Annotated in this window: 17 protein-coding genes; 6 read left to right on the forward strand and 11 right to left on the reverse strand. The window is 62.7% G+C overall.

Features of this window, described 5'->3' with window-relative positions; all coding sequences use genetic code 11:
* Positions 1 to 22: 22 nt before the first annotated feature.
* Complete coding sequence (gene nagE / locus ACTJKT_RS03270; RefSeq protein WP_440786167.1) at positions 23 to 1,741, forward strand: N-acetylglucosamine-specific PTS transporter subunit IIBC; 1,719 nt, start codon at positions 23 to 25, stop codon at positions 1,739 to 1,741.
* 173 nt (positions 1,742 to 1,914) lie between these two features.
* On the opposite strand, the gene ACTJKT_RS03275 is transcribed toward nagE, so the two are convergent.
* Together ACTJKT_RS03275 and purL are read right to left on the reverse strand one after the other, a co-directional pair.
* Entirely contained in the window at positions 1,915 to 2,226 is a 312-nt protein-coding gene (locus ACTJKT_RS03275; RefSeq protein ID WP_009047129.1) for a Nif3-like dinuclear metal center hexameric protein, read from the reverse strand.
* A 5-nt stretch (positions 2,227 to 2,231) separates the two neighbouring features.
* The gene (purL, locus tag ACTJKT_RS03280) at positions 2,232 to 6,128 is read right to left on the reverse strand and encodes a phosphoribosylformylglycinamidine synthase (protein ID WP_440786168.1); all 3,897 of its coding nucleotides are present in this window, start codon (positions 6,126 to 6,128) and stop codon (positions 2,232 to 2,234) included.
* A gap of 287 nt (positions 6,129 to 6,415) precedes the next feature.
* On the opposite strand from purL, the gene mltF reads away from it, so the two are divergent.
* The gene (gene mltF, locus ACTJKT_RS03285) at positions 6,416 to 7,876 is read left to right on the forward strand and encodes a membrane-bound lytic murein transglycosylase MltF (RefSeq protein ID WP_440786169.1); all 1,461 of its coding nucleotides are present in this window, start codon (positions 6,416 to 6,418) and stop codon (positions 7,874 to 7,876) included.
* 89 nt (positions 7,877 to 7,965) lie between these two features.
* Here the strand turns inward: mltF and pdxJ are convergent, their stop codons facing one another.
* From pdxJ to lptF, 9 genes are all read right to left on the reverse strand, one after another.
* Positions 7,966 to 8,709: a pyridoxine 5'-phosphate synthase gene (pdxJ, locus tag ACTJKT_RS03290; RefSeq protein ID WP_007932164.1), complete on the reverse strand. Its 744-nt coding sequence runs from the start codon at positions 8,707 to 8,709 to the stop codon at positions 7,966 to 7,968.
* Between the two features lie 141 nt (positions 8,710 to 8,850).
* Positions 8,851 to 9,540 (reverse strand): DNA repair protein RecO, encoded by a 690-nt coding sequence (gene recO, locus ACTJKT_RS03295; protein ID WP_440786170.1) that lies wholly within the window; start codon positions 9,538 to 9,540, stop codon positions 8,851 to 8,853.
* A 119-nt stretch (positions 9,541 to 9,659) separates the two neighbouring features.
* Positions 9,660 to 10,562 carry a GTPase Era gene (gene era, locus ACTJKT_RS03300; protein WP_097305510.1) on the reverse strand — a complete coding sequence of 301 codons (903 nt, stop codon included), beginning with the start codon at positions 10,560 to 10,562 and terminating at the stop codon, positions 9,660 to 9,662.
* Positions 10,555 to 11,244, reverse strand: a complete 690-nt coding sequence (rnc, locus tag ACTJKT_RS03305) for a ribonuclease III (RefSeq protein WP_044461357.1) — start codon at positions 11,242 to 11,244, stop codon at positions 10,555 to 10,557. The genes era and rnc overlap by 8 nt, the downstream gene beginning before the upstream one ends.
* Positions 11,241 to 11,426 (reverse strand): hypothetical protein, encoded by a 186-nt coding sequence (locus ACTJKT_RS03310; protein ID WP_009047124.1) that lies wholly within the window; start codon positions 11,424 to 11,426, stop codon positions 11,241 to 11,243. The genes rnc and ACTJKT_RS03310 overlap by 4 nt, the downstream gene beginning before the upstream one ends.
* A gap of 31 nt (positions 11,427 to 11,457) precedes the next feature.
* On the reverse strand, positions 11,458 to 12,312 hold the full coding sequence (gene lepB, locus ACTJKT_RS03315) for a signal peptidase I (RefSeq protein ID WP_007932153.1): 855 nt from the start codon (positions 12,310 to 12,312) through the stop codon (positions 11,458 to 11,460).
* 5 nt (positions 12,313 to 12,317) lie between these two features.
* Positions 12,318 to 14,117, reverse strand: a complete 1,800-nt coding sequence (lepA, locus tag ACTJKT_RS03320) for a translation elongation factor 4 (RefSeq protein WP_440786171.1) — start codon at positions 14,115 to 14,117, stop codon at positions 12,318 to 12,320.
* A gap of 168 nt (positions 14,118 to 14,285) precedes the next feature.
* Positions 14,286 to 15,347, reverse strand: a complete 1,062-nt coding sequence (gene lptG / locus ACTJKT_RS03325) for an LPS export ABC transporter permease LptG (RefSeq protein WP_440786172.1) — start codon at positions 15,345 to 15,347, stop codon at positions 14,286 to 14,288.
* The gene (gene lptF, locus ACTJKT_RS03330) at positions 15,340 to 16,458 is read right to left on the reverse strand and encodes an LPS export ABC transporter permease LptF (RefSeq protein ID WP_025806535.1); all 1,119 of its coding nucleotides are present in this window, start codon (positions 16,456 to 16,458) and stop codon (positions 15,340 to 15,342) included. The genes lptG and lptF overlap by 8 nt, the downstream gene beginning before the upstream one ends.
* A 313-nt stretch (positions 16,459 to 16,771) precedes the next feature.
* Here lptF and ACTJKT_RS03335 point away from each other — a divergent pair, with 313 nt between their 5' ends.
* From ACTJKT_RS03335 to ACTJKT_RS03350, 4 genes are all read left to right on the forward strand, one after another.
* Entirely contained in the window at positions 16,772 to 18,262 is a 1,491-nt protein-coding gene (locus tag ACTJKT_RS03335; protein ID WP_025806534.1) for a leucyl aminopeptidase, read from the forward strand.
* A 43-nt stretch (positions 18,263 to 18,305) separates the two neighbouring features.
* A complete protein-coding gene (locus ACTJKT_RS03340) occupies positions 18,306 to 18,734 on the forward strand; it encodes a DNA polymerase III subunit chi (protein WP_440786173.1) in 429 nt (142 codons plus the stop codon).
* Positions 18,735 to 18,741: 7 nt separating this feature from the next.
* Positions 18,742 to 19,203, forward strand: coding sequence for a DNA polymerase III subunit chi (locus tag ACTJKT_RS03345; protein ID WP_440786174.1), 462 nt, complete (start codon positions 18,742 to 18,744; stop codon positions 19,201 to 19,203).
* A 218-nt stretch (positions 19,204 to 19,421) separates the two neighbouring features.
* Positions 19,422 to 22,268: a valine--tRNA ligase gene (locus ACTJKT_RS03350; protein WP_440786175.1), complete on the forward strand. Its 2,847-nt coding sequence runs from the start codon at positions 19,422 to 19,424 to the stop codon at positions 22,266 to 22,268.
* The last annotated feature ends 116 nt before the right edge of the window (positions 22,269 to 22,384 follow it).

The following is a 22,384-nucleotide window of genomic DNA, read 5'->3' on the forward strand; positions in this document are numbered from 1 at the left end:
CAAGAACACCGGGAGACACGCCATGTACCAATTATTCATCGAAGGCCTGCAGCGCCTGGGCCGGGCCCTGATGCTGCCGATCGCGATCCTGCCGATCGCCGGCCTGCTGCTGCGCCTGGGCGACACCGACCTGCTGAACATCGCGATCATCCACGATGCCGGCCAGACCATCTTCGCCAACCTGGCGCTGATCTTCGCCATCGGCATCGCCGTGGGCTTCGCCAAGGACAACAACGGCACCGCCGGCCTGGCCGGCGCCATCGGTTACCTGGTGATGGTGGCGACCCTCAAGGTGCTCGATGCCAGCATCAACATGGGCATGCTCGCCGGGATCATCAGCGGCCTGCTGGCCGGCGCCCTGTACAACCGCTTCAAGGACATCAAGCTGCCGGAATACCTGGCGTTCTTTGGCGGGCGGCGCTTCGTGCCGATCGTCACCGGCTTCAGCGCCGTCGGCCTGGGGGTGGTGTTCGGCCTGATCTGGCCGCCGATCCAGCATGGCATCAACAGCTTCGGTGCCCTGCTGCTGGACAGCGGCAGCTTCGGCGCCTTCGTGTTCGGTGTGTTCAACCGCTTGCTGATCGTCACCGGCCTGCACCACATCCTCAACAACATGGCCTGGTTCGTCTTCGGCAACTTCACCGATCCAACCACCGGCGCCCTGGTCACCGGGGATATCTCGCGCTACTTCGCCGGCGACCCCAAGGGCGGCCAGTTCATGACCGGCATGTTCCCGATGATGATCTTCGGCCTGCCCGCCGCCTGCCTGGCGATGTATCGCAACGCCTTGCCGGAGCGGCGCAAGGTGATGGGCGGGATCCTGCTGTCGATGGCCCTGACCTCGGCCCTCACCGGGGTGACCGAGCCGGTGGAATTCGCCTTCATGTTCCTCGCCCCCTTCCTCTACCTGGTGCACGCCCTGCTGACCGGCCTCGCCATGGGCCTGACCAACTTCCTCAATATTCACCTGGGCTTCACCTTCTCCGGCGGCGCCATCGACATGGCCCTGGGCTGGGGCAAGTCCACCAACGGCTGGCTGATATTCCCCGTGGGCCTGCTCTATGCGGTGATCTACTACACGGTCTTCGACTTCTGTATCCGTCGCTTCAACCTGAAAACCCCGGGCCGCGAAGACACCCCGGGCAGCGAAAAAGCCGCCATGAGCAACAATCAGCGTGCTGGCGCCTATATCCAGGCCCTGGGCGGCGCGGACAATTTGATTACCGTCGGCGCCTGCACCACTCGCCTGCGCCTGGAACTGGCCGACCGCACCAAGGCGTCGGACAGCGAGCTCAAGGCCCTTGGCGCCATGGCCGTGGTGCGCCCCGGCAAGGGCGGCAGCCTGCAGGTGGTGGTCGGCCCGCTAGCCGACAGCATCGCCGATGAAATCCGCCTGGCCATGCCCAGCGCCGGCAAGCCACTGGAGCAGCCCGGCCCCGCCGCGGCCTTCGAAGCACCGGCAGCGGTGAACATTGCGCCCCAGGAAGCGGCGAAATGGCTGGACGCCTTCGGCGGCAGCGACAATGTGCTGCAACTGGACTGCGTGGCCATGACCCGCCTGCGGGTGCAACTGGGCGACAACAAGGCGCTGTCGGAATATCAGTTGAAGAACCTCGGCTGCCAGGGTTCGAGCCAGCTCGACGATGGCGTCTGGCACCTGCTGATCGGGGAAAAGGCCGCCAGCCTGAGCCTGGCCCTGGATAGCCTGATCAACCGCAGCGAGGTCAGCGCCAAGGTCTGACGGGCTCGCATGCTGTAGGAGCGAAGCTTGCTCGCGATCGGTCCACAGTGNAAGATGGCGCCTGGACGGGCGCTATCGCGAGCAAGCTTCGCTCCTACGGGGTTGGCGGCGAACCGGCACAAAAAAGCCCGCTGACCGTTATCGGTTCAGCGGGCTTTTTCATGGGCGGTGCCTTAGAAGTCTTCCAGACGCCAGACTTCATAAGCCGGTGTCTCGTAGGGATGGCTCTGCTTGAGGGCCATCACCACGCTACGGATCAACTCGTCGGCCACCACCAGCTCGACTTTCCATTCCTGCACCTGCTCGACCTGGCCGGTCTGCCCGAGAAACGGCTGGCTGCCGTCCAACGGGCGGAACTGGCCCTGGCCCAGCACCTGCCACGCACACTGGTCATAAGCGCCGATCCGTCCGCCACCGGCGGCGAATACAGCGTTCTTGACCACTTCCACGTGGCTGGGCGGGACGAAAAAGCTGAGCTTGTACACGGGCCTTAGTTCACCCACACGCGAGCGTTACGGAACATGCGCATCCACGCCGCATCTTCGTTCCACTCTTCCGGACGCCAGGAGTTCTGCACGGCACGGAATACCCGCTCAGGGTGCGGCATCATGATGGTGACGCGACCGTCGCGGCTGGTCAGGCCGGTGATCCCGCGCGGCGAGCCGTTCGGGTTGGCCGGGTAGCTTTCGGTGACTTTGCCGTGGTTGTCGACGAAACGCAGGGCCACGCAACCGGACAAGTCGGCTTCGAGCAGGGCTTCTTCGCTTTCGAATTCCGCATGGCCTTCGCCGTGGGCGATGGCGATCGGCATACGCGAACCGGCCATGCCCTGCAGGAAGATCGAGTTCGACTCCTGGACCTGGACCATGGCCACACGGGCCTCGAACTGCTCGGAACGGTTGCGCACGAAGTGCGGCCAGAACTCGCTGCCCGGGATCAGCTCGTGCAGGTTGGACATCATCTGGCAACCGTTGCACACGCCGAGGGTGAAAGTGTCGCTGCGCTCGAAGAAGCCCTGGAAGGCGTCGCGGGCACGGCTGTTGAACAGTGCCGACTTGGCCCAGCCCTCACCGGCGCCGAGTACGTCGCCGTAGGAGAAACCGCCGCAGGCAACCATGCCCTTGAAGTCGTTGAGGTCGACACGACCGGCGAGGATGTCGCTCATGTGCACGTCGATTGCGTTGAAGCCGGCACGGTCGAACGCCGCGGCCATTTCCACCTGGCCGTTGACGCCTTGCTCGCGCAGCACGGCAACCTGAGGACGCACGCCTTTCTTGATGTAAGGCGCGGCGATGTCCTGGTTGACGTCGAAGCTCAGCTTGACGCTCAGGCCCGGGTTGTCTTCTTCCAGCAGGACGTCGAATTCCTGCTCGGCGCAGTCGGCGTTGTCGCGCAGGCGCTGGATCTGGTAGCTGGTTTCAGCCCACTGGCGCTGCAGCAGGCGACGCTCGCCGGCGAAAACCTCTTCGCCGTTGAAGCTGATGTTGATATGGCCATTGTTGACCGGCTGGCCGATCACTGCCACGCAATCGCCCAGGCCGGCGGCGCTGAACTGCGCCAGCACGTCCGGAGTGGCGTCCTGACGCACCTGGATCACCGCGCCCAGTTCTTCGTTGAACAGGATGGCGGCGATCTCGGCCGAGGTTTCGGCCAGGGCGTCGAGGTTCAGGTTCAGGCCGCAGTGACCGGCGAAGGCCATTTCCACCACGCTGGTCAGCAGACCACCGTCGGAACGGTCGTGGTAAGCCAGCAGGTGACCGTCGGCGTTGAGGCCCTGGATCACCGCGAAGAAAGCCTTCAGGTCTTCGGCGTCATCGACGTCCGGAGCCTGCTTGCCAAGCTTGCCGTGCACCTGGGCGAGGATCGAGGCGCCCATGCGGTTCTGGCCACGACCGAGGTCGATCAGGATCAGGTCGGTGGTGCCCTTGTCCATGCGCAGTTGCGGGGTCAGGGTCTGACGGATGTCCGCAACAGGCGCGAAACCGGTGACGATCAGCGACATCGGCGAGGTCACGGTTTTTTCTTCACCGTTGTCGTTCCAGCGGGTGGCCATGGACATGGAGTCCTTGCCCACCGGAATGGTGATGCCCAGCTCAGGGCACAGCTCCATGCCAACCGCTTTCACGGTGTCGTACAGACGTGCGTCTTCGCCCGGGTGGCCGGCGGCGGACATCCAGTTCGCCGACAGCTTGATGTCGGAGATCTTGTTGATGCGCGAAGCGGCAATGTTGGTCAGGGTTTCGCCGATGGCCATGCGGCCCGACGCCGGAGCGTCCAGCAGAGCCAGCGGAGTACGCTCGCCCATGGCCATGGCTTCACCGGTGTAGACGTCGAAACTGGTGGCGGTGACGGCAACGTCGGCCACCGGAACCTGCCATGGACCGACCATTTGGTCACGGGCCACCAGGCCGGTGATGGTGCGGTCGCCGATGGTGATCAGGAAGCTCTTGCTCGCTACAGCCGGGTGATGCAGGACGCGCTCGATGCTTTCGCCGATGTCCAGGTTGGCCGGATCGAAATCGTCGCCCAGCTCGGCTTCGCGAACCACCGAACGGTGCATGCGCGGCGCCTTGCCCAGCAGCACTTCCAGTGGCATGTCCACCGGGTTGTTGCCGAAGTGGCTGTCGGTGACAGTCAGCTGCGGTTCGGCGGTGGCTTCACCGACAACGGCAAACGGGCAACGCTCACGCTCGCAGATCGCCTGGAAGCGCTCGAAGTCGGCCGGGCCGACCGCCAGGACGTAGCGCTCCTGGGATTCGTTGCTCCAGATTTCGTGCGGGGCCATGCCCGGCTCGTCGTTTGGAATGTTGCGCAGTTCGAAACGGCCACCGCGGTCGCCGTCGTTGACCAGTTCCGGGAAGGCGTTGGACAGGCCGCCCGCGCCGACGTCGTGGATGAAGCTGATCGGGTTCTTGTCGCCCAGTTGCCAGCAACGGTCGATGACTTCCTGGCAACGGCGTTCCATTTCCGGGTTTTCACGCTGAACGGAAGCGAAGTCCAGATCCGCCGAGCTGGTGCCGGTGGCCATGGAGGAAGCGGCGCCGCCGCCCAGGCCGATCAACATTGCCGGGCCACCGAGGACGATCAGCTTGGAACCGACGACGATCTCGCCTTTCTTGACGTGCTCTTCGCGGATGTTGCCCATGCCACCGGCCAACATGATCGGCTTGTGGTAACCACGAACCTCATCGCCGTGCGGGGTGTTGATGGACTGTTCGAAGGTACGGAAGTAGCCGGTCAGGGCCGGACGACCGAATTCGTTGTTGAACGCGGCACCACCCAGCGGGCCTTCGATCATGATGTCCAGCGCGGTCACAATGCGCTCAGGCTTGCCGTATGGCACTTCCCACGGCTGTTCGAAGCCCGGGATCTGCAGGTTGGATACGGTGAAACCGGTCAGGCCGGCCTTTGGCTTGGCGCCACGACCGGTCGCGCCTTCATCGCGGATCTCGCCGCCGGAACCGGTGGAGGCCCCCGGGAACGGGGCGATGGCGGTCGGATGGTTGTGGGTCTCGACCTTCATCAGGATGTGCACCGGCTCCTGCACCGCGCCGTACTGGCGGGTTTCAGGGTTCGGGAAGAAACGGCCGGCGACATTGCCGACGATCACCGAGGCGTTGTCCTTGTAAGCCGACAGCACACCTTCGTTGTGCATCTGATAGGTGTTCTTGATCATGCCGAACAGGCTTTTTTCCTGGCTCTGGCCGTCGATATCCCAACTGGCGTTGAAAATCTTGTGGCGGCAGTGCTCGGAGTTGGCCTGGGCGAACATCATCAGTTCGATGTCGTGCGGGTTGCGCTTGAGACCCTGGAAGGCGTTGACCAGGTAATCGATTTCGTCTTCGGCCAGGGCCAGGCCCAGCTCGGTGTTGGCCTGCTCCAGCGCGGCGCGGCCACCACCGAGGATGTCGATGGCGGTCAGCGGCTTCGGCGTGGCATGGCTGAACAGGCCGGCAGCCTGCTCCAGGTTGCCCAGCACGATCTGGGTCATGCGGTCGTGCAGCGCATCGGCAATAAGCTGCGCTTGCGCGTCGTCGAATTCACCGGCCACGTAGAAGGCAATGCCGCGCTCCAGGCGCTGGATCTTGCTCAGGCCACAGTTGCGGGCGATATCGCTGGCCTTGCTCGACCATGGCGAGATGGTGCCGAAACGCGGCAGCACCAGGAACAGACGACCGGTAGGTTCTTGCACCGGTACGCTTGGGCCGTACTTCAGAAGGCGCGCAAGCACCTGCTGTTCGTCGCCGGTCAGGACGCCGGTAACCTCGGCGAAGTGAGCGAATTCAGCATACAGGCCACTGACAGCTGGAACCTTCTGGCTCAGTTGCTCAAGGAGTTTGCTGTGGCGAAAGGCAGAAAGGGCAGGAGCGCCGCGCAGGATCAACATCTTCGGGACAGCCTCGGGAAGGGGGTGTGCTTTGAGGCCGTGCATTCTAGCCTAAACCGCCCGCGACGGCACCCGAAACGGCACGCCCGAGCGCGGCCAGACGTCGGCCCGTGCGCAGCACCCTGTGACATAGGCTTGTCCGGACCATTCAGAAGGGTTATTTCACCCCATCCAACAAGCCGCGAAGGCCCATTCCCGTGGGCTCTGGCCGGGGGTCGAAACCTCTAGCAGACAAGCCCTTCGCTGTCGAGATATGGCGGTTGTTGTCCTTTGCGTATACTGCGCAGATGTTTTCCCCAATGGCTTTACGTCCGCGCTGTGCCAGATGGCTCATCGCAACCGGACTCTTCCTGATGCTCAGTGCCTGCGTTGAGAAACCCAGCACACTGGAGCGAGTAAAGGAGGATGGCGTGCTGCGGGTGGTCACCCGTAACAGCCCGGCCACCTACTTTCAGGATCGCAACGGTGAAACCGGCTTCGAATACGAGCTGGTGAAACGCTTCGCCGACGATCTGGGGGTAACGCTCAAGATCGAAACCGCGGACAACCTCGACGACCTTTTCGACCAGCTGGGTAAACCTAACGGCCCGGTGCTGGCTGCTGCCGGTCTGGTCAGCAGCGAGAAACGCAAGCAGCAAGTCAGGTTTTCCCACACTTATCTGGAAGTCACCCCGCAGATCATCTACCGCAACGGCCAGTCCCGCCCCACCGATGCGGGCGACCTGGTCGGCAAGAAGATCATGGTGCTCAAGGGCAGCACCCACGCCGAGCAACTGGCCGAACTCAAGCTGAAATACCCCGGCATTCAATATGAAGAGTCCGACGAGGTCGAAGTGGTCGACCTGCTGCGCATGGTCGACGAAGGGCAGATCGACCTGACCCTGGTGGATTCCAACGAAGTGGCGATGAACCAGGTGTATTTCGCCAATATCCGCGTCGCCTTCGACCTTGGCGATACCCGCAACCAGAGCTGGGCCGTGGCCGCCGGCGAAGACAACAGCCTGCTCAACGAAATCAACGACTTCCTCGACAAGGTGCAGAAGAACGGCACCCTGCAGCGCCTGAAAGACCGTTATTACGGGCACGTGGACGTCCTCGGTTATGTCGGCGCCTACACCTTTGCCCAGCACCTGCAGCAGCGCCTGCCCAAGTACGAGAAGCACTTCAAGGCCTCGGCCAAGGAAGAAAAGGTCGACTGGCGCCTGCTGGCGGCCATCGGCTACCAGGAATCCCTGTGGCAACCGAGCGTCACCTCCAAGACTGGCGTGCGCGGCCTGATGATGCTGACCCAGAACACTGCCCAGGCGATGGGCGTGTCCAACCGCCTGGATGCCAAGCAAAGCATCAAGGGCGGTGCCAAGTACCTGGCGTACATGAAGGATCAACTGGACGACAAGATCGAAGAGCCGGACCGCACCTGGTTCGCCCTCGCCGCCTACAACGTCGGCAGCGGCCACCTGGACGACGCCCGCAAGCTGGCGCAAAAGGAAGGGCTGAACCCGAACAAGTGGCTGGACGTGAAGAAGATGCTGCCGCGTCTCTCGCAGAAGCAGTGGTACAGCAAGACCCGCTATGGCTACGCCCGGGGCGGCGAGCCGGTGCATTTCGTCGCCAACATCCGTCGTTACTACGACATCCTGACCTGGGTCACGCAGCCGCAGCTGGAAGGCGACCAGGTGGCCGAGGGCAATCTGCATGTGCCGGGTGTGGACAAGACCAAGCCGACCCAGGAAACCCCGCCGCTTTAAAGCGCCTGTAGCCGCTGCCGCAGGCTGCGATCGACCGGGACGGTCGTGGCGTTTTCAAGAACNCCTGCGGCAGCGGCTACAGGGGTTTGTCAGGCCTTGGCCGCCGCCAGGATCAGCGCCTTCATCTCCGCCACCGCCCCCTTGAAGCCGACGAACAGCGCATGGGCCACCAGCGCATGGCCGATGTTCAGCTCGTTGATGCCCTTGATCGCCGCGACCGCCTCGACGTTGTGGTAATGCAGGCCGTGGCCGGCATTGACGATCAGCCCCTGGCCCAGGCCGAAAGCCACGCCATCGGCCACGCGCCGCAGCTCCTCGGCCACCTCGCTCGGCGTTTCGGCATCGGCATAACGCCCGGTGTGCAACTCGATGGCTGGCGCACCCACGCGGCGGGAGGCCGCGATCTGCCGCTCATCGGCGTCGATGAACAGCGACACTTCGGCGCCGATCTTCGACAGCCGCTCTACCGCCGCCTTGATCCGCGCTTCCTGCCCGGCGACATCCAGGCCGCCTTCGGTGGTCAGCTCCTGGCGGGTTTCCGGAACCAGGCAGATGTGCGCCGGGCGGATGCGCTCGGCGAACGCCATCATTTCCTCGGTAACGCCCATCTCGAAGTTCATGCGGGTTTGCAGCACGTCCTTGAGCAGCAGCACGTCGCGCTCCTGGATGTGCCGGCGGTCCTCGCGCAGGTGCACGGTAATGCCGTCGGCCCCCGCCTCTTCCGCGTCCAGCGCCGCCTTGACCGGGTCAGGGTAACGGGTGCCCCGGGCCTGACGCAGGGTGGCTACATGGTCGATGTTCACGCCAAGAAGAATGCGATTGCTGGTGGTCACGGAAGCGCTCCTGAGGAGTTAGAGATTCGGTGCACAGCATATAGTGTCCGCTCGCGAAAATAACTGCCGGCGTTCGGCCGCACGGCTCTCAGGTCATGGCAGGCCGGGCCAGGATTCGAGCGTAATGGCGTAACGGGACGGCTAGGGTTTGCGAAACAACTCGCGACTGACCAATGGCCGACCACCCAGGTGCACCGCCAGCGCCTGGCGCATCAGGCGCTTGGCCGCCGCCAGCGCCCCGGGGGCGCTCCAGTCGGCTTGCGCCATGGCCAACAGTTCGGTGCCGTTGAACAGGCCAGGTTGCAACAGGTGAACCTGCTCCAGGCCGGCATCCACCTGCAGGCGATACATGCCTTGCGCCTCAATCGGCGCACCGTGGATATCCACGTCCAGGGCGAAGCCGTAGCCCAGGTCGTCCAGCAGGCGCCACTCGAACGCACGCAGCAAGGGCTCGAGGGCCCTGCCCTCGGCCAACGCCAGCAAGGTGGCCGCATAGTGCTCGAAGATCGCCGGATGCGGATCTTCCGCGGGCAGCAGACGGATCAGCAGTTCGTTGAGGTAGAGGCCGCTGAACAGCGCCTCGCCGTTGAGCCAGGTGGAGGTTCCCGCGCTTTCCATGCGCCCGACGTTTTTCAGCTCGCCGCGCCCGCGAAACTCCACTTCCAGCGGCACGAACGGTCGCGCCAGGGTCCCGGCCTTGCCCCGCGCGCCACGCAGCACCGCGCGCAGCCGCCCCTGGGGCGTGAGGAAGTCCACCAACGCACTGCTCTCGCGATAGGCGCGACTGTGCAGGACGTAAGCGGGCTGGCCGATGGGAGGGTTACTGGACATAGGTGTCGGGGGATCTCAAGGCTTGAGAAAGTGACAGGTCCGGAATTATCGCGAGCAGCACACCCGCTCCCCTGTAGGAGCGAGCTTGCTCGCGATAGAGCGCAAAGCGCTCGCAGGAGTTACAGGTCGCCGTAGCCCAGCGAACGCAGGGCGCGCTCGTCGTCGGACCAACCGCCTTTGACCTTGACCCACAGGTTGAGCATGACCTTGGAGTCGAACAGCAGCTCCATGTCCTTGCGCGCTTCCATGCCGATGCGCTTGATGCGCTCACCCTTGTCGCCAATGATGATTTTCTTCTGGCCGTCGCGTTCGACGAGGATCAAGGCATGAATGTGCAGGGTCTTGCCCTGTTGCTTGAACTCTTCGATCTCCACGGTGATCTGGTACGGCAGCTCGGCACCCAGCTGGCGCATGATCTTCTCGCGCACCAGCTCGGCGGCGAGGAAACGGCTGCTGCGGTCGGTGATCTGGTCTTCCGGGAAGAAGTGATCGTTTTCCGGCAAGTGCTTGGCGATCAGGCCTTCCAGGGCGTCCAGGTTATGGCCCTGCTGGGCCGACACCGGAACGATCTCGGCATTCGGCAACTGTTCCTGCAACCAGGTCAGGTGCGGCATCAGCTCGGCCTTGTCCTCGATGCGGTCGGTCTTGTTGATCGCCAGGATCACCGGGCCCTGCACGTATTGGACACGTTCCAGCACCAGCTGGTCTTCGTCGGTCCACTTGGTGCGGTCAACGACGAAGATCACCACGTCGACGTCTTTCAAGGCCGCCGAGGCGGTCTTGTTCATGTAGCGGTTCAGCGCCTTCTCGTTGCTCTTGTGCATGCCCGGGGTATCGACGTAGATCGCCTGGATCTCGCCTTCGGTCTTGATGCCGAGCATGTTGTGCCGGGTGGTCTGCGGCTTGCGCGAGGTGATGGCCAGCTTCTGCCCCAGGATATGGTTCAGCAGCGTGGACTTGCCCACGTTCGGACGGCCGACGATGGCGACATAGCCACAGCGTGTTGCGGTTGTATCAGTCATGGCCATTCTCCACGCCCAGGGCAATCAGTGCTGCGGCGGCCGCTACCTGTTCGGCAATACGACGGCTCACGCCCTGACCTCGGCTTTTTTCGTTCAGTAGGGTGATTTCACATTCGACGAAGAACGTCCGGCAATGGGGTTCACCCTGGATATCCACCACTTCGTAGCGGGGCAGTTCACAGGCACGCGACTGCAGGAACTCCTGCAGGCGGGTCTTGGGGTCCTTGTTGGTGTCGACCAGCGTCAGGCTGTCGAACTCGGACGTCAGCCAGGACAGCACGCGCTCACGCGCGGTTTCCATGCCGGCATCCAGGTAGATCGCACCAATCAGCGCTTCCAGGGCATCGGCGAGGATCGACTCACGGCGGAAGCCGCCGCTTTTCAACTCACCGGAACCCAGGCGCAGGTATTCGCCCAGATCGAAACCGCGGGCCAGTACGGCCAGGGTTTCACCCTTCACCAGGCGCGCGCGCAGACGCGACAGCTGGCCTTCGCGGGCCTGGGGAAAACGCTCGAACAGCGCTTCGCCGGCGACGAAGTTGAGAATGGCGTCACCGAGGAATTCCAGGCGTTCGTTGTTGCGCCCGGCAAAACTGCGGTGAGTGAGGGCCAGGACCATCAGTTCCTGGTCCTTGAAGGTGTAGCCGAGCTGACGCTCGAGACGGCTCAAAGAAACGCTCACGGTTTACCCACGCTGAGTTCGTGGTTGAATTTCACCACCTTGGAGACGAGGCACGAGGTGCCTGTGGCAATTAACGCTGTGTTCAAATCCACATCCTGAATATCGTTGACTGCTGCTTCTGGTGACGCCTGGGAGGCTGCCGATCCTGGCGGGCCGGTGTTCTGCAAGATCCAGAAAAGCATTCGGCGCTGTGTTCAACAGCGCCGTGTGTGATTACTTGATCAGGCCAACCCGCGAGAAGTTCGGCAGGTGGCTGAGTTTCGGTTCGGGCCAGCTCATCCAGACTGCGAAGGCCTTGCCGACGATATTCTTGTCGGGAACCATGCCCAGCAGGTCCTTGGGAATGCTCGGGTCATCCCAGTAGCGGCTGTCGTTCGAGTTGTCGCGGTTGTCGCCCATCATGAAGTAGTGCCCGGCAGGCACGGTCCACTGACGGTCCGGGGTGGCCCGGTAGCGGCTCATTTCCTTGCGGATCAGGTGCTCGGCGGCGCCGAGTTTTTCCTTGTAGAGCTCCGCGCTGCCCAGGGTGCCCGGCTCGGAACCGACCAGTTGCTCGGCGACCGACTGGCCGTTGACCAGCAGGCGCTTGTCGCTGGTGTAGCGCACTTCGTCGCCCGGCAGGCCAACCACACGCTTGATGTAGTTGACGTTCGGATCGCTCGGGTAGCGGAACACCATCACATCGCCGCGCTGCGGATCACCGACCTCGATGATTTTCTTGTCGATCACCGGCAGGCGGATCCCGTAAGAAAACTTGTTCACCAGGATGAAGTCGCCCACATCCAGGGTCGGCTTCATCGATCCCGAAGGAATCTGAAACGGTTCCACCAGAAACGAGCGCAGCACCAGCACGATGAACAGCACCGGAAAGAAGGATTTGCCGTACTCGACCAGCATCGGCTCCTTGTTCAGTTTCTCGATGACCAGTCCATCCGGCTGGCTGACGCTGCCCTGATAGTTGGTAATGGCGGCACGCCGGCGCGGCGCCAGAAAGACCAGATCGAGCAACGCCAACAGACCGCAGACGGCGACGGCGATGACCAGCAACAGCGGGAAATTTAGCGACATAGGACCTAACTATCCAACCTGAGCACGGCAAGGAAGGCTTCTTGTGGAATTTCCACGTTACCCACTTGCTTCATGCGTTTCTTACCGGCCTTCTGCTTTTCCAACAGCTTGCGCTTACGGCTAACGTCACCACCGTAGCATTTGGCCAGTACGTTCTTTCTGAGCGCCTTGACGGTTGTCCGCGCCACAATCTGCCCGCCAATGGCGGCCTGGATTGCCACGTCGAACATCTGCCGAGGAATCAGTTCCTTCATCTTCTCGGTCAACGCACGCCCTTTGTAGTGCGCGTTGTCACGGTGCACGATCAATGCCAGGGCGTCGACTTTCTCACCGTTGATCAGCACATCCAGCTTGACCAGATTAGCCGATTGGTAGCGATCGAAATGATAATCCAGCGAAGCATAGCCACGACTGGTGGATTTGAGGCGGTCGAAGAAGTCCAGGACCACTTCGTTCATCGGCAGGTCGTAGGTCACCTGGACCTGGCTGCCGAGGAACAGCATGTCGTGCTGTATGCCGCGTTTCTCGATGCACAGGGTAATGACGTTACCCAGGTGCTCCTGCGGCACAAGAATATTGGCCCGCACGATCGGCTCGCGCATGTCTTCGATGGACGACAGATCCGGCAACTTCGACGGGTTATCGACGTAGATCGTCTCACCATTCTTCAGTTGCAGCTCGAAAATCACCGTCGGCGCCGTGGTGATCAGGTCCAGGTCGTATTCGCGCTCCAGGCGCTCCTGGATGATTTCCATGTGCAGCATGCCGAGGAAGCCGCAACGGAAGCCGAAGCCCAGGGCGTCGGAGCTTTCCGGGGTGTATTGCAGCGAAGAGTCGTTCAGCGTGAGCTTTTGCAGGGCTTCGCGGAAGTCCTCGAAGTCGTCGGAGCTGACCGGGAACAGGCCGGCGTAGACCTGCGGCTGAATGCGCTTGAAGCCGGGCAGCACTTCGACGTCGGGGGTCGAGCTCAGGGTCAGGGTGTCACCTACCGGCGCACCATGAATGTCCTTGATGCCGGCGATGATGAAGCCTACTTCACCGGCCTTCAGGTCGGCGGTGGCGGTGTGTTTCGGGTTGAATACACCGACGCTGTCCACCAGGTGGACCTTGCCGGTGGACTTCACCAGGATCTTGTCGCCCTTCTTCACGCGGCCATGGCGCACGCGAACCAGGGACACGACGCCCAGGTAGTTGTCGAACCAGGAGTCGATGATCAAGGCTTGCAGCGGATCCTCGATGTTGCCGGTCGGCGCGGGAATGGTGGTTACCAGGCGCTCCAGCACCTCGTCGACACCCAGGCCGGTCTTGGCGCTGCAGGTCACGGCGTCGGTGGCATCGATACCGATGATCTTCTCGATCTCTTCCTTGACCCGGTCCGGATCGGCCTGCGGCAGGTCGATCTTGTTCAGTACCGGCATGACCTCCAGGCCCTGCTCGATGGCGGTGTAGCAGTTGGCGACCGACTGCGCTTCCACGCCCTGGCCAGCGTCGACCACCAGCAAGGCGCCTTCACAGGCTGCCAGCGAGCGGCTGACTTCATAGGTGAAGTCCACGTGGCCCGGGGTGTCGATGAAGTTCAGCTGGTAGGTGATGCCGTCGCGAGCTTTGTAATAGAGGGTAACGCTGTGGGCCTTGATGGTGATCCCGCGTTCACGCTCAAGGTCCATGGAGTCCAGAACCTGGGCTTCCATTTCGCGCTCGGCCAGGCCGCCGCACATCTGGATGAAGCGATCGGCCAGAGTCGACTTGCCATGGTCAATGTGGGCGATGATGGAGAAATTGCGGATATGACTCAAATCACTCACGGATCAACACTCAAAAAGGCTGCAGGCATAGCCCGCCGAAAAATAGCCGGGAATTGTACCTGATAGACGACGCAAGCGTCACGTTCGCCTGTCAGTGGTGCATAAACGCAAAACGCCCCGGTCTTTCGACAGGGGCGTTTCTCTTGCCAGTGGCGTCATTGGCGCCGGTCAGCCGGCCCGGCGCAGCAGCCAGAACCCGGCCAGGGCGCAGATCCCGGCGGGAACCAGCACCGCGAACAGCGGCGAGAAACCGAATACCAGGCTCGACGGGCCCAGCAGGTCCTGGGCGATACGAAAGGTGAACCCCACCAGCACGCCAGTGAACACCCGCTGGCCGAGCGTCACGGAACGCAACGGACCGAAAATGAACGAGATCGCCATCAATACCAGGGCCGCGGTGACCAGCGGTTGCAGCACCTTGACCCAAAACGCCAGCCAGTAGCGACCGTTGTTCAGGCCCTGGTCGGCCAGGTAGTGGATGTAGCCCCACAGGCCGCTGATCGACAGGGATTCCGGCGCCATCACCACAGTGCTCAGCAATTGCGGGCTCAAGGCCACGTCCCAACGTTCCTGAGGGACGTTGATGACTTCGGTGTGGCCTTCACGGAAATAGGTGGTGGTGACGTCGCTCAGCTGCCAGTAGCTCTCTTCGAAGCGGGCCTGGCGGGCGAAGCTCGAGGACAGCATGTGCCGCTGGTCGTCGAAGTGATAACGGGTCACGCCATACAGCAGGCCGTTGGGCTGCACCGCGTTGATGTGGATGAACTCCTCACCCTGACGGTGCCACAGACCGCGCTTGGAACTTTGCGCATCGCCCGAACCCTGGGCCAGCGCGCGACTGGCCTGTGCCTGGCTTTCCGTGGCGGGAGCGACGTACTCGCCGATCAGCACGCCGGCCACCATCAGGAACAGCATTGGCTTCATCACTGCCCAGACGATCCGCCCGATGGACACACCGGCGGCGCGCATGATGGTCAGCTCGCTGTTGCTGGCCAGGCTGCCCAGACCGATCAGGCAGCCGATCAGGGCCGCCATCGGCAGCATTTCGTAGAGCCGGCGAGGCGCCGTCATGACCACGAAGCTCAACACATTCATCACGGTGTAGCTGTCGCTGACAGTGCCCATCTCGTCGATGAAAGCAAACAGCGACGCCAGGCCGAGAATGATCCCCAGTACCGCCAGAATGGCCAGCAGGACACTGTTACCTATGTAGCGATCGAGCTTAACCACGAGCCACCTCCTTCATGCTGCGGCGGCTCGCCAGTTTCAGACGCAAGGGTTCCCAGTACAGCAATCCGAGGCCAATCAATAGAAACAGTCCGTGCACCCACCACAGGCCCAGCGCCTGCGGCAGCTTGCCCTTTTCCAGCGAGCCGCGGGCCGCGATCAGGATGGTCAGGTAAGCCATATAAAGAAGAATCGCCGGCAGCAGTTTGAGGAAGCGGCCCTGGCGCGGGTTGACCCGGGACAGCGGCACCGCCATCAGGGTCACGACAAACACCAGCAGCGGCAGGGAAATACGCCATTGCAGCTCGGCATGGGCGCGCAGGTCCGGGTTGCCGATCAGGTCGCGGGTCGGCATGGCGTCGCGGTCGGTGACTTCGTCGCTGACGTCCGGCTTGGCCAGCAATACGCCGTAGGTGTCGTACTTGATGACCCGGTAATCGGCCTGGCCCGGGTTACCATCGTAGCGATAACCGTTTTCCAGGATCAGGTAGCGGTTGCCGTCCGGACGAATGTCCTGGTGCCCCTTCTCTGCCACCAGCACCGAAATGCCCCGGTCCTTCTTGTCCTGGCTCAGGCGCTTTTCCGAAATGAACACCCCACCGAGGTTGGCCCGGTCATCGGACAGCTGTTCGGTGTAAGTCACCCGCGTACCGTCGTTGAGGGCCTGGAAACGGCCCGGTACCAGGGTGTCGAATTCGGTCAGCGCATCCTGCTTGTTGAGGATCAGCTGGAACTGGTTGGCCCCCTGGGGCGCCAGGCTCAGGCTCAGCCAGGCCACGACCAGCGCGACCAGGGTCGCCGGGATCATGGTCATGCCCAGCAGGCGCCGCTGACTCATGCCGGTGGCCGAAAGCACGGTCATCTCGCTTTCAAGATAGAGACGGCCATAGGCCAGCAGGATGCCGAGAAACAGGCCCAGGGGCAGGATCAGCTGCAGGAAGCCCGGCATCCGGACCCCCATGATCAGGAACAGCGAACCCGGGTCCAGTGCGCCCGAGGCCGCTTGCGCGAGGTATTTGACGAAACGTCCGCTCATGATGATGACCAGCAGCACAGCGCTCACGGCGCTCAGGGTCACCAACACTTCGCGGGATAGATAACGGAAGACGATCAAACCAGACACTCCAGGGTTGTCAGGCTAAGGCGGCCAAACAAGCAAACACGGCCCGTGAAGCCGAGCCGCCGAAAAAGATGGCGCATTATCCTGTGATTGCATGCGCCTGTCACTGCGCATGCTCACGCAGGCCTCTAAAGCGGCGAAGTTCGCTCATGGGAGGGTTGTCAGCCTCGACCGGGCGGGTTCAAACTGGCGGCCCTGTCGTTGGCCACTGCCGACGCCTCTTCTCTTAATAAAAGCTGCATACATGACAAGCCTGGCGCACGGCATCGGCCCTGCGCTCTTTGACCATTAATTCAGGGACCCGGACATGGAACTGGTTGTAAAAAGCGTTAGCCCGGAAACGTTGAAGACCGCCACCCTGGTGGTCGCCGTCGGCGAAGGCCGCAAGCTCGGCAGCGTTGCCAAACAACTCGACGAGCTCAGTGGCGGCGCCATCAGCGCGGTACTCAAGCGCGGCGACCTGGACGGCAAGGTCGGCCAGAGCCTGCTGTTGCACGCCCTGCCCAACCTGAAGGCCGAACGTGTCCTGCTGGTCGGCACCGGCAAGGACGCCGAACTGGGCGACCGCCCGTTCCGCAAGATCGTCAGCGGCATCCTCAATACCCTCAAGGGCCTGGGCGGCAGCGATGCGGCACTGGCGCTGGACGAAATCGTGGTCAAGGGCCGCGACAGCTACGGCAAGACCCGCCTGCTGGCTGAAACCCTGGTGGACGGCGAATACAGCTTCGACCAGTTCAAGAGCCAGAAGGCCGAACCCCGCGCCCTGAAGAAAATCACCCTGCTGACCATCAAGGCCGCGCAGGCCGAAGTCGAGCGCGCCGTGGCCCACGCCAAGGCCATCGCCAACGGCATGGCGTTCACCCGCGACCTGGGCAACCTGCCGCCGAACATCTGCCACCCGACCTTCCTAGGCGAACAGGCCAAGGCCCTGGGCAAGGAATTCAAGGCCCTGAAAGTCGAAGTCTTCGACGAGAAGAAGATCAAGGAACTGGGCATGGGCTCGTTCTATGCCGTGGGCCAGGGCAGCGCCCAGCCGCCACGCCTGATCGTCATGCAATACAACGGCGGCAAGAAATCCGAGAAGCCGTACACCCTGGTCGGCAAGGGCATCACCTTCGACACCGGCGGCATCAGCCTCAAGCCTGGCGCCGGCATGGATGAAATGAAGTACGACATGGGTGGCGCCGCCAGCGTGTTCGGCACCCTGCGTGCCGTGCTGGAACTCAAGCTGCCGATCAACCTGGTGTGCATCCTGGCCTGCGCCGAGAACATGCCGAGCGGCACCGCTTCGCGTCCGGGCGACATCGTCACCACCATGAGCGGCCAGACCGTGGAGATCCTCAACACCGACGCCGAAGGCCGCCTGGTGCTGTGCGATGCCCTGACCTACGCCGAGCGCTTCAAGCCACAGGCGGTGATCGACATCGCCACCCTGACCGGTGCCTGCGTGGTCGCCCTCGGTTCCCATACTTCGGGCCTCCTGGGCAACAACGACGAACTGATCGGCCAGTTGCTGAGCGCTGGCGTCCAGGCTGACGACCGTGCCTGGCAACTGCCGCTGTTCGACGAGTACCAGGAACAGCTGGACAGCCCGTTCGCCGACATCGCCAACATCGGCGGCCCGAAAGCCGGCACCATCACCGCTGCCTGCTTCCTGTCGCGCTTCACCAAGCAGTACAACTGGGCGCACCTGGATATCGCCGGTACCGCCTGGACCAGCGGCGGCAAGGACAAGGGCGCCACTGGCCGCCCGGTGCCCCTGCTGACCCAGTACCTGCTGGACCGAGCCAAAGCCTGAAACCTATGACCTCGGGGTGNCACTCCCGGGTTCAGGAACCGCAATGACCAAAGTCGACTTCTATATCCTTCCCAGCGCGGATCCTTCGGCGCGCCTGGACTTCGCCTGCAAGCTCACCGACAAGGCCTGGCGCATGGGGCACCGCATCTACCTGCATTGCAGCGACGCGGCCCAGCGCGATGAGCTCGATGCCCGGTTGTGGCGTTTCAAGGGCGAAACCTTCGTGCCCCATGGTCCCGCCGAAAGCGAGCCGGATGGCCTGATCGTTCTCGGCCTGGGCGACGACCCCGGCGAGCACCATGACCTGCTGGTCAACCTGGACCTGAAAGTCCCGGCATTTGCCCAGCGTTTTGCCCGCATTGCCGAAGTGGTGGTGGAAGACCCGGCTATTCGCCAGGCCGCTCGCGAGAGTTTCCGTTTCTACCGCGAACAGGGCTATCCTCTGCAAGATCACCGTTTACAGCGACTCTGAGCCATCGATGGACACTCCCAAACCGCTGCAAAAGTCCGCGCACCTGCTGGATGACCTCGAGTCCATCCGCCAACTGCTCGGCGATGACGACCTGCAACCTCCGCTGCTGACCGAAACCGTCGACGGCGAAGTGCAGATTCCACTGCTGTTCGATATGGTCGGCGGCAAGCCTGCCGTCGAAACCCTCGAAGAGACGCCGGCAGAACCACAACCGGCCCCCGCTCCAGTGGTCGAACCGCAACCTGCTCCCGTAGTGGCCGCTCCAGCCCCGGCACCGGCACCGAAACCAGCGCCCGCCCCCGCGCCCAAGAGCCAGGATGCCCTGCTGCACCTGGACAGCGAACTGCGCGCCGCCGCGCAACTGATCATGCAAGACGTGATCGACGACTTCGCCCCGCACATCGAAACCGAGATCAAGCGCCGCCTCGACGCGCGAATGGATCGCCTGCTGAGCCAGTACGACGCCTGATCCATGCCCTTTTTTTTCGCGGGCAAGCCTCGCTCCTACAGGTCATCACGTGCCTGTGGGAACCTGACTTGCCCGCGAACGCCCTGACGCCAAGCAAAAATCCCCGTTCATCGAGCACTTTTCGCCCTCCCGCCGTCAGCTCGCTCTACGCGCATCGGTTCATCCCCGCTATACTTCCCGGCTTTTCCTGAATAAATGCCAATAGGGTCCCGCCGCGCATGGATAAGACCTACCAGCCGCACGCCATTGAAACTTCCTGGTACCAGACCTGGGAGTCAGAGAATTACTTCGCCCCGCAAGGCGCGGGCGACTCGTACACCATCATGATTCCGCCACCGAACGTCACTGGCAGCCTGCACATGGGCCATGGCTTCAACAACGCGATCATGGATGCCTTGATCCGCTTCCGCCGCATGCAGGGCCGCAACACCCTGTGGCAGCCGGGTACCGACCACGCCGGTATCGCCACCCAGATGCTGGTGGAGCGTCAGATCGAAGCCCAGGGCCAGAATCGTCACGATCTGGGCCGGGAAAAATTCCTCGAGAAAGTCTGGGAGTGGAAGGATCAGTCCGGCGGCAACATCAGCCGTCAGATCCGCCGCCTGGGCTCGTCCGTGGACTGGAGCCGCGAGCGCTTCACCATGGACGACGGTCTTTCCGAAGCCGTTAAAGAAGCCTTCGTGCGCCTGCACGAAGACGGCCTGATCTACCGCGGCAAGCGTCTGGTCAACTGGGACACCAAGCTGCACACCGCGATCTCCGACCTCGAAGTGGAAAACCACGACGAAAATGGCTCACTGTGGAACCTGCGCTACCCGCTGGCCGACGGCGCCAAGAGCGCTGAAGGCCTGGACTACCTGATCGTCGCCACCACTCGCCCGGAAACCATGCTCGGCGACTCCGCCGTGGCCGTTAACCCGAACGATGAACGCTACAAGGCGCTGATCGGCAAGTTCGTCGAGCTGCCGCTGGTGGGCCGTCGCATCCCGATCATCGCCGACGACTACTGCGACCCTGAATTCGGCACCGGCTGCGTGAAGATCACCCCGGCCCACGACTTCAACGACTACGAAGTCGGCAAGCGTCACAACCTGCCGCTGCTGAACATCTTCGACAAGAACGCCGAAGTGCTGCCGGCTGCCCAGGTGTTCAACCTGGACGGCACGCTGAACGAAAGCATCGACGGTAAGATCCCGGCCGAATTCGCCGGTCTCAATCGTTTCCAGGCGCGCAAGGAAATCGTTGCCGCGTTCGACGCCGCCGGCCTGTTGGTCAGCGTTGACGACCATGCCCTGAAAGTGCCGAAAGGCGACCGTTCCGGCACCATCATCGAGCCGTGGCTGACCGACCAATGGTACGTCTCCACCAAGCCCCTGGCCGAGCCGGCCATTGCCGCCGTGGAAGACGGCCGCATCGCCTTCGTGCCAAAACAGTACGAAAACATGTACTTCTCCTGGATGCGCGATATCCAGGACTGGTGCATCAGCCGCCAGCTGTGGTGGGGCCACCGCATCCCGGCCTGGTACGACGAGTCGGGCAAGGTCTATGTCGGCCGCGACGAAGCCGAAGTGCGCGCCAAGCACAACCTCGGCCCTGAGGTTGCACTGCAACAGGACAACGACGTCCTCGACACCTGGTTCAGCTCGGGCCTGTGGACCTTCTCCACCCTGGGCTGGCCGGAACAGACCGAGTTCCTCAAGACCTTCCACCCGACCGACGTGCTGGTGACCGGTTTCGACATCATTTTCTTCTGGGTCGCCCGGATGATCATGCTCACCATGCACCTGGTGAAGAACGAAGACGGCACACCCCAGGTTCCGTTCAAGACCGTGTACGTACACGGCCTGGTACGCGACGGCCAGGGCCAGAAGATGTCCAAGTCCAAGGGCAACGTCCTGGACCCGCTGGACATCATCGACGGCATCGAGCTCGAAGCCCTGGTGCAGAAACGCACCACCGGCATGATGCAGCCGCAACTGGCGAAGAAGATCGAGAAGCAGACCCGCCAGGAGTTCGCCGACGGCATCGCCAGCTACGGCACCGACGCCCTGCGCTTCACCTTCTGCTCGCTGGCTTCCACCGGTCGCGACATCAAGTTCGACATGGGCCGCGTCGAAGGCTATCGCAACTTCTGCAACAAGATCTGGAACGCCGCGCGCTACGTGCTGGACAAGGGCGAAGACTGCGGTCAGAACGGCGAAGCCTACGAGCTGTCGCTGGCCGATCGCTGGATCATTTCCCAGCTGCAACGCACCGAAGCCGAAGTGACCCGTCAACTGGACCAGTTCCGCTTCGACCTGGCAGCCCAGGCGCTGTACGAGTTCATCTGGAACCAGTACTGCGACTGGTACCTGGAGTTGTCCAAGCCGGTACTGTGGGACGAAAACGCGCCGGTCGAGCGCCAGCGCGGCACCCGTCGCACCCTGGTGCGCGTACTGGAAGTGGCACTGCGCCTGGCCCATCCGTTCATGCCGTTCATCACCGAAGAAATCTGGCAGCGCCTGGCGCCGCTGGCCGGTATCCAGGGCAAGACCATCATGCTGCAACCCTGGCCGGTGGCCAATGAAGCACGCATCGACCAGGCCGCCGAAGACGACATCGAATGGCTCAAGGGCCTGATGCTCGGCACCCGTAACATCCGCGCCGAAATGAACATCGGCCCGGGCAAGCCACTGGCGTTGTTCCTGAAGAACGCCAGCGTCGAAGACCAGCGCCGCCTGAGCGAAAACGAGACCCTGCTGAGGAAGCTGGCCAAACTCGAATCGATCACCGTGCTGCAAGCCGGCGACGAAGCACCGCTGTCCGCCACCGCCCTGGTCGGCGAGATGGAAGTGCTGGTGCCGATGGCCGGCCTGATCGACAAGGGCGCCGAACTGGCGCGCCTGGACAAGGAAATCCAGCGCCTGCAAGGCGAAGTGCAGCGGGTCGGCGGCAAGCTGTCCAACGCCGCCTTCGTCGACAAGGCCCCGGCCGAAGTGATCGACAAGGAACGCGCCAAACTGGCCGAAGCCGAACAGGCTCTGGGCAAGCTGGCCGAGCAGCACGCACGGATCTCCAGCCTGTAACGGCGATTCGAGCGGTAAGAAAAAGGGAGCCCTGCAAAGGGCTCCCTTTTTTGTGCCCGACCGAAAGCTTATGCCTCTGTAGGAGCGCAGCTTGCTGGCGATAAAGGATAACGCGG

The organism is Pseudomonas sp. 22526 (assembly GCF_052044735.1).
In the GTDB taxonomy this organism is placed as follows: Bacteria; Pseudomonadota; Gammaproteobacteria; order Pseudomonadales; family Pseudomonadaceae; genus Aquipseudomonas; species Aquipseudomonas piscium.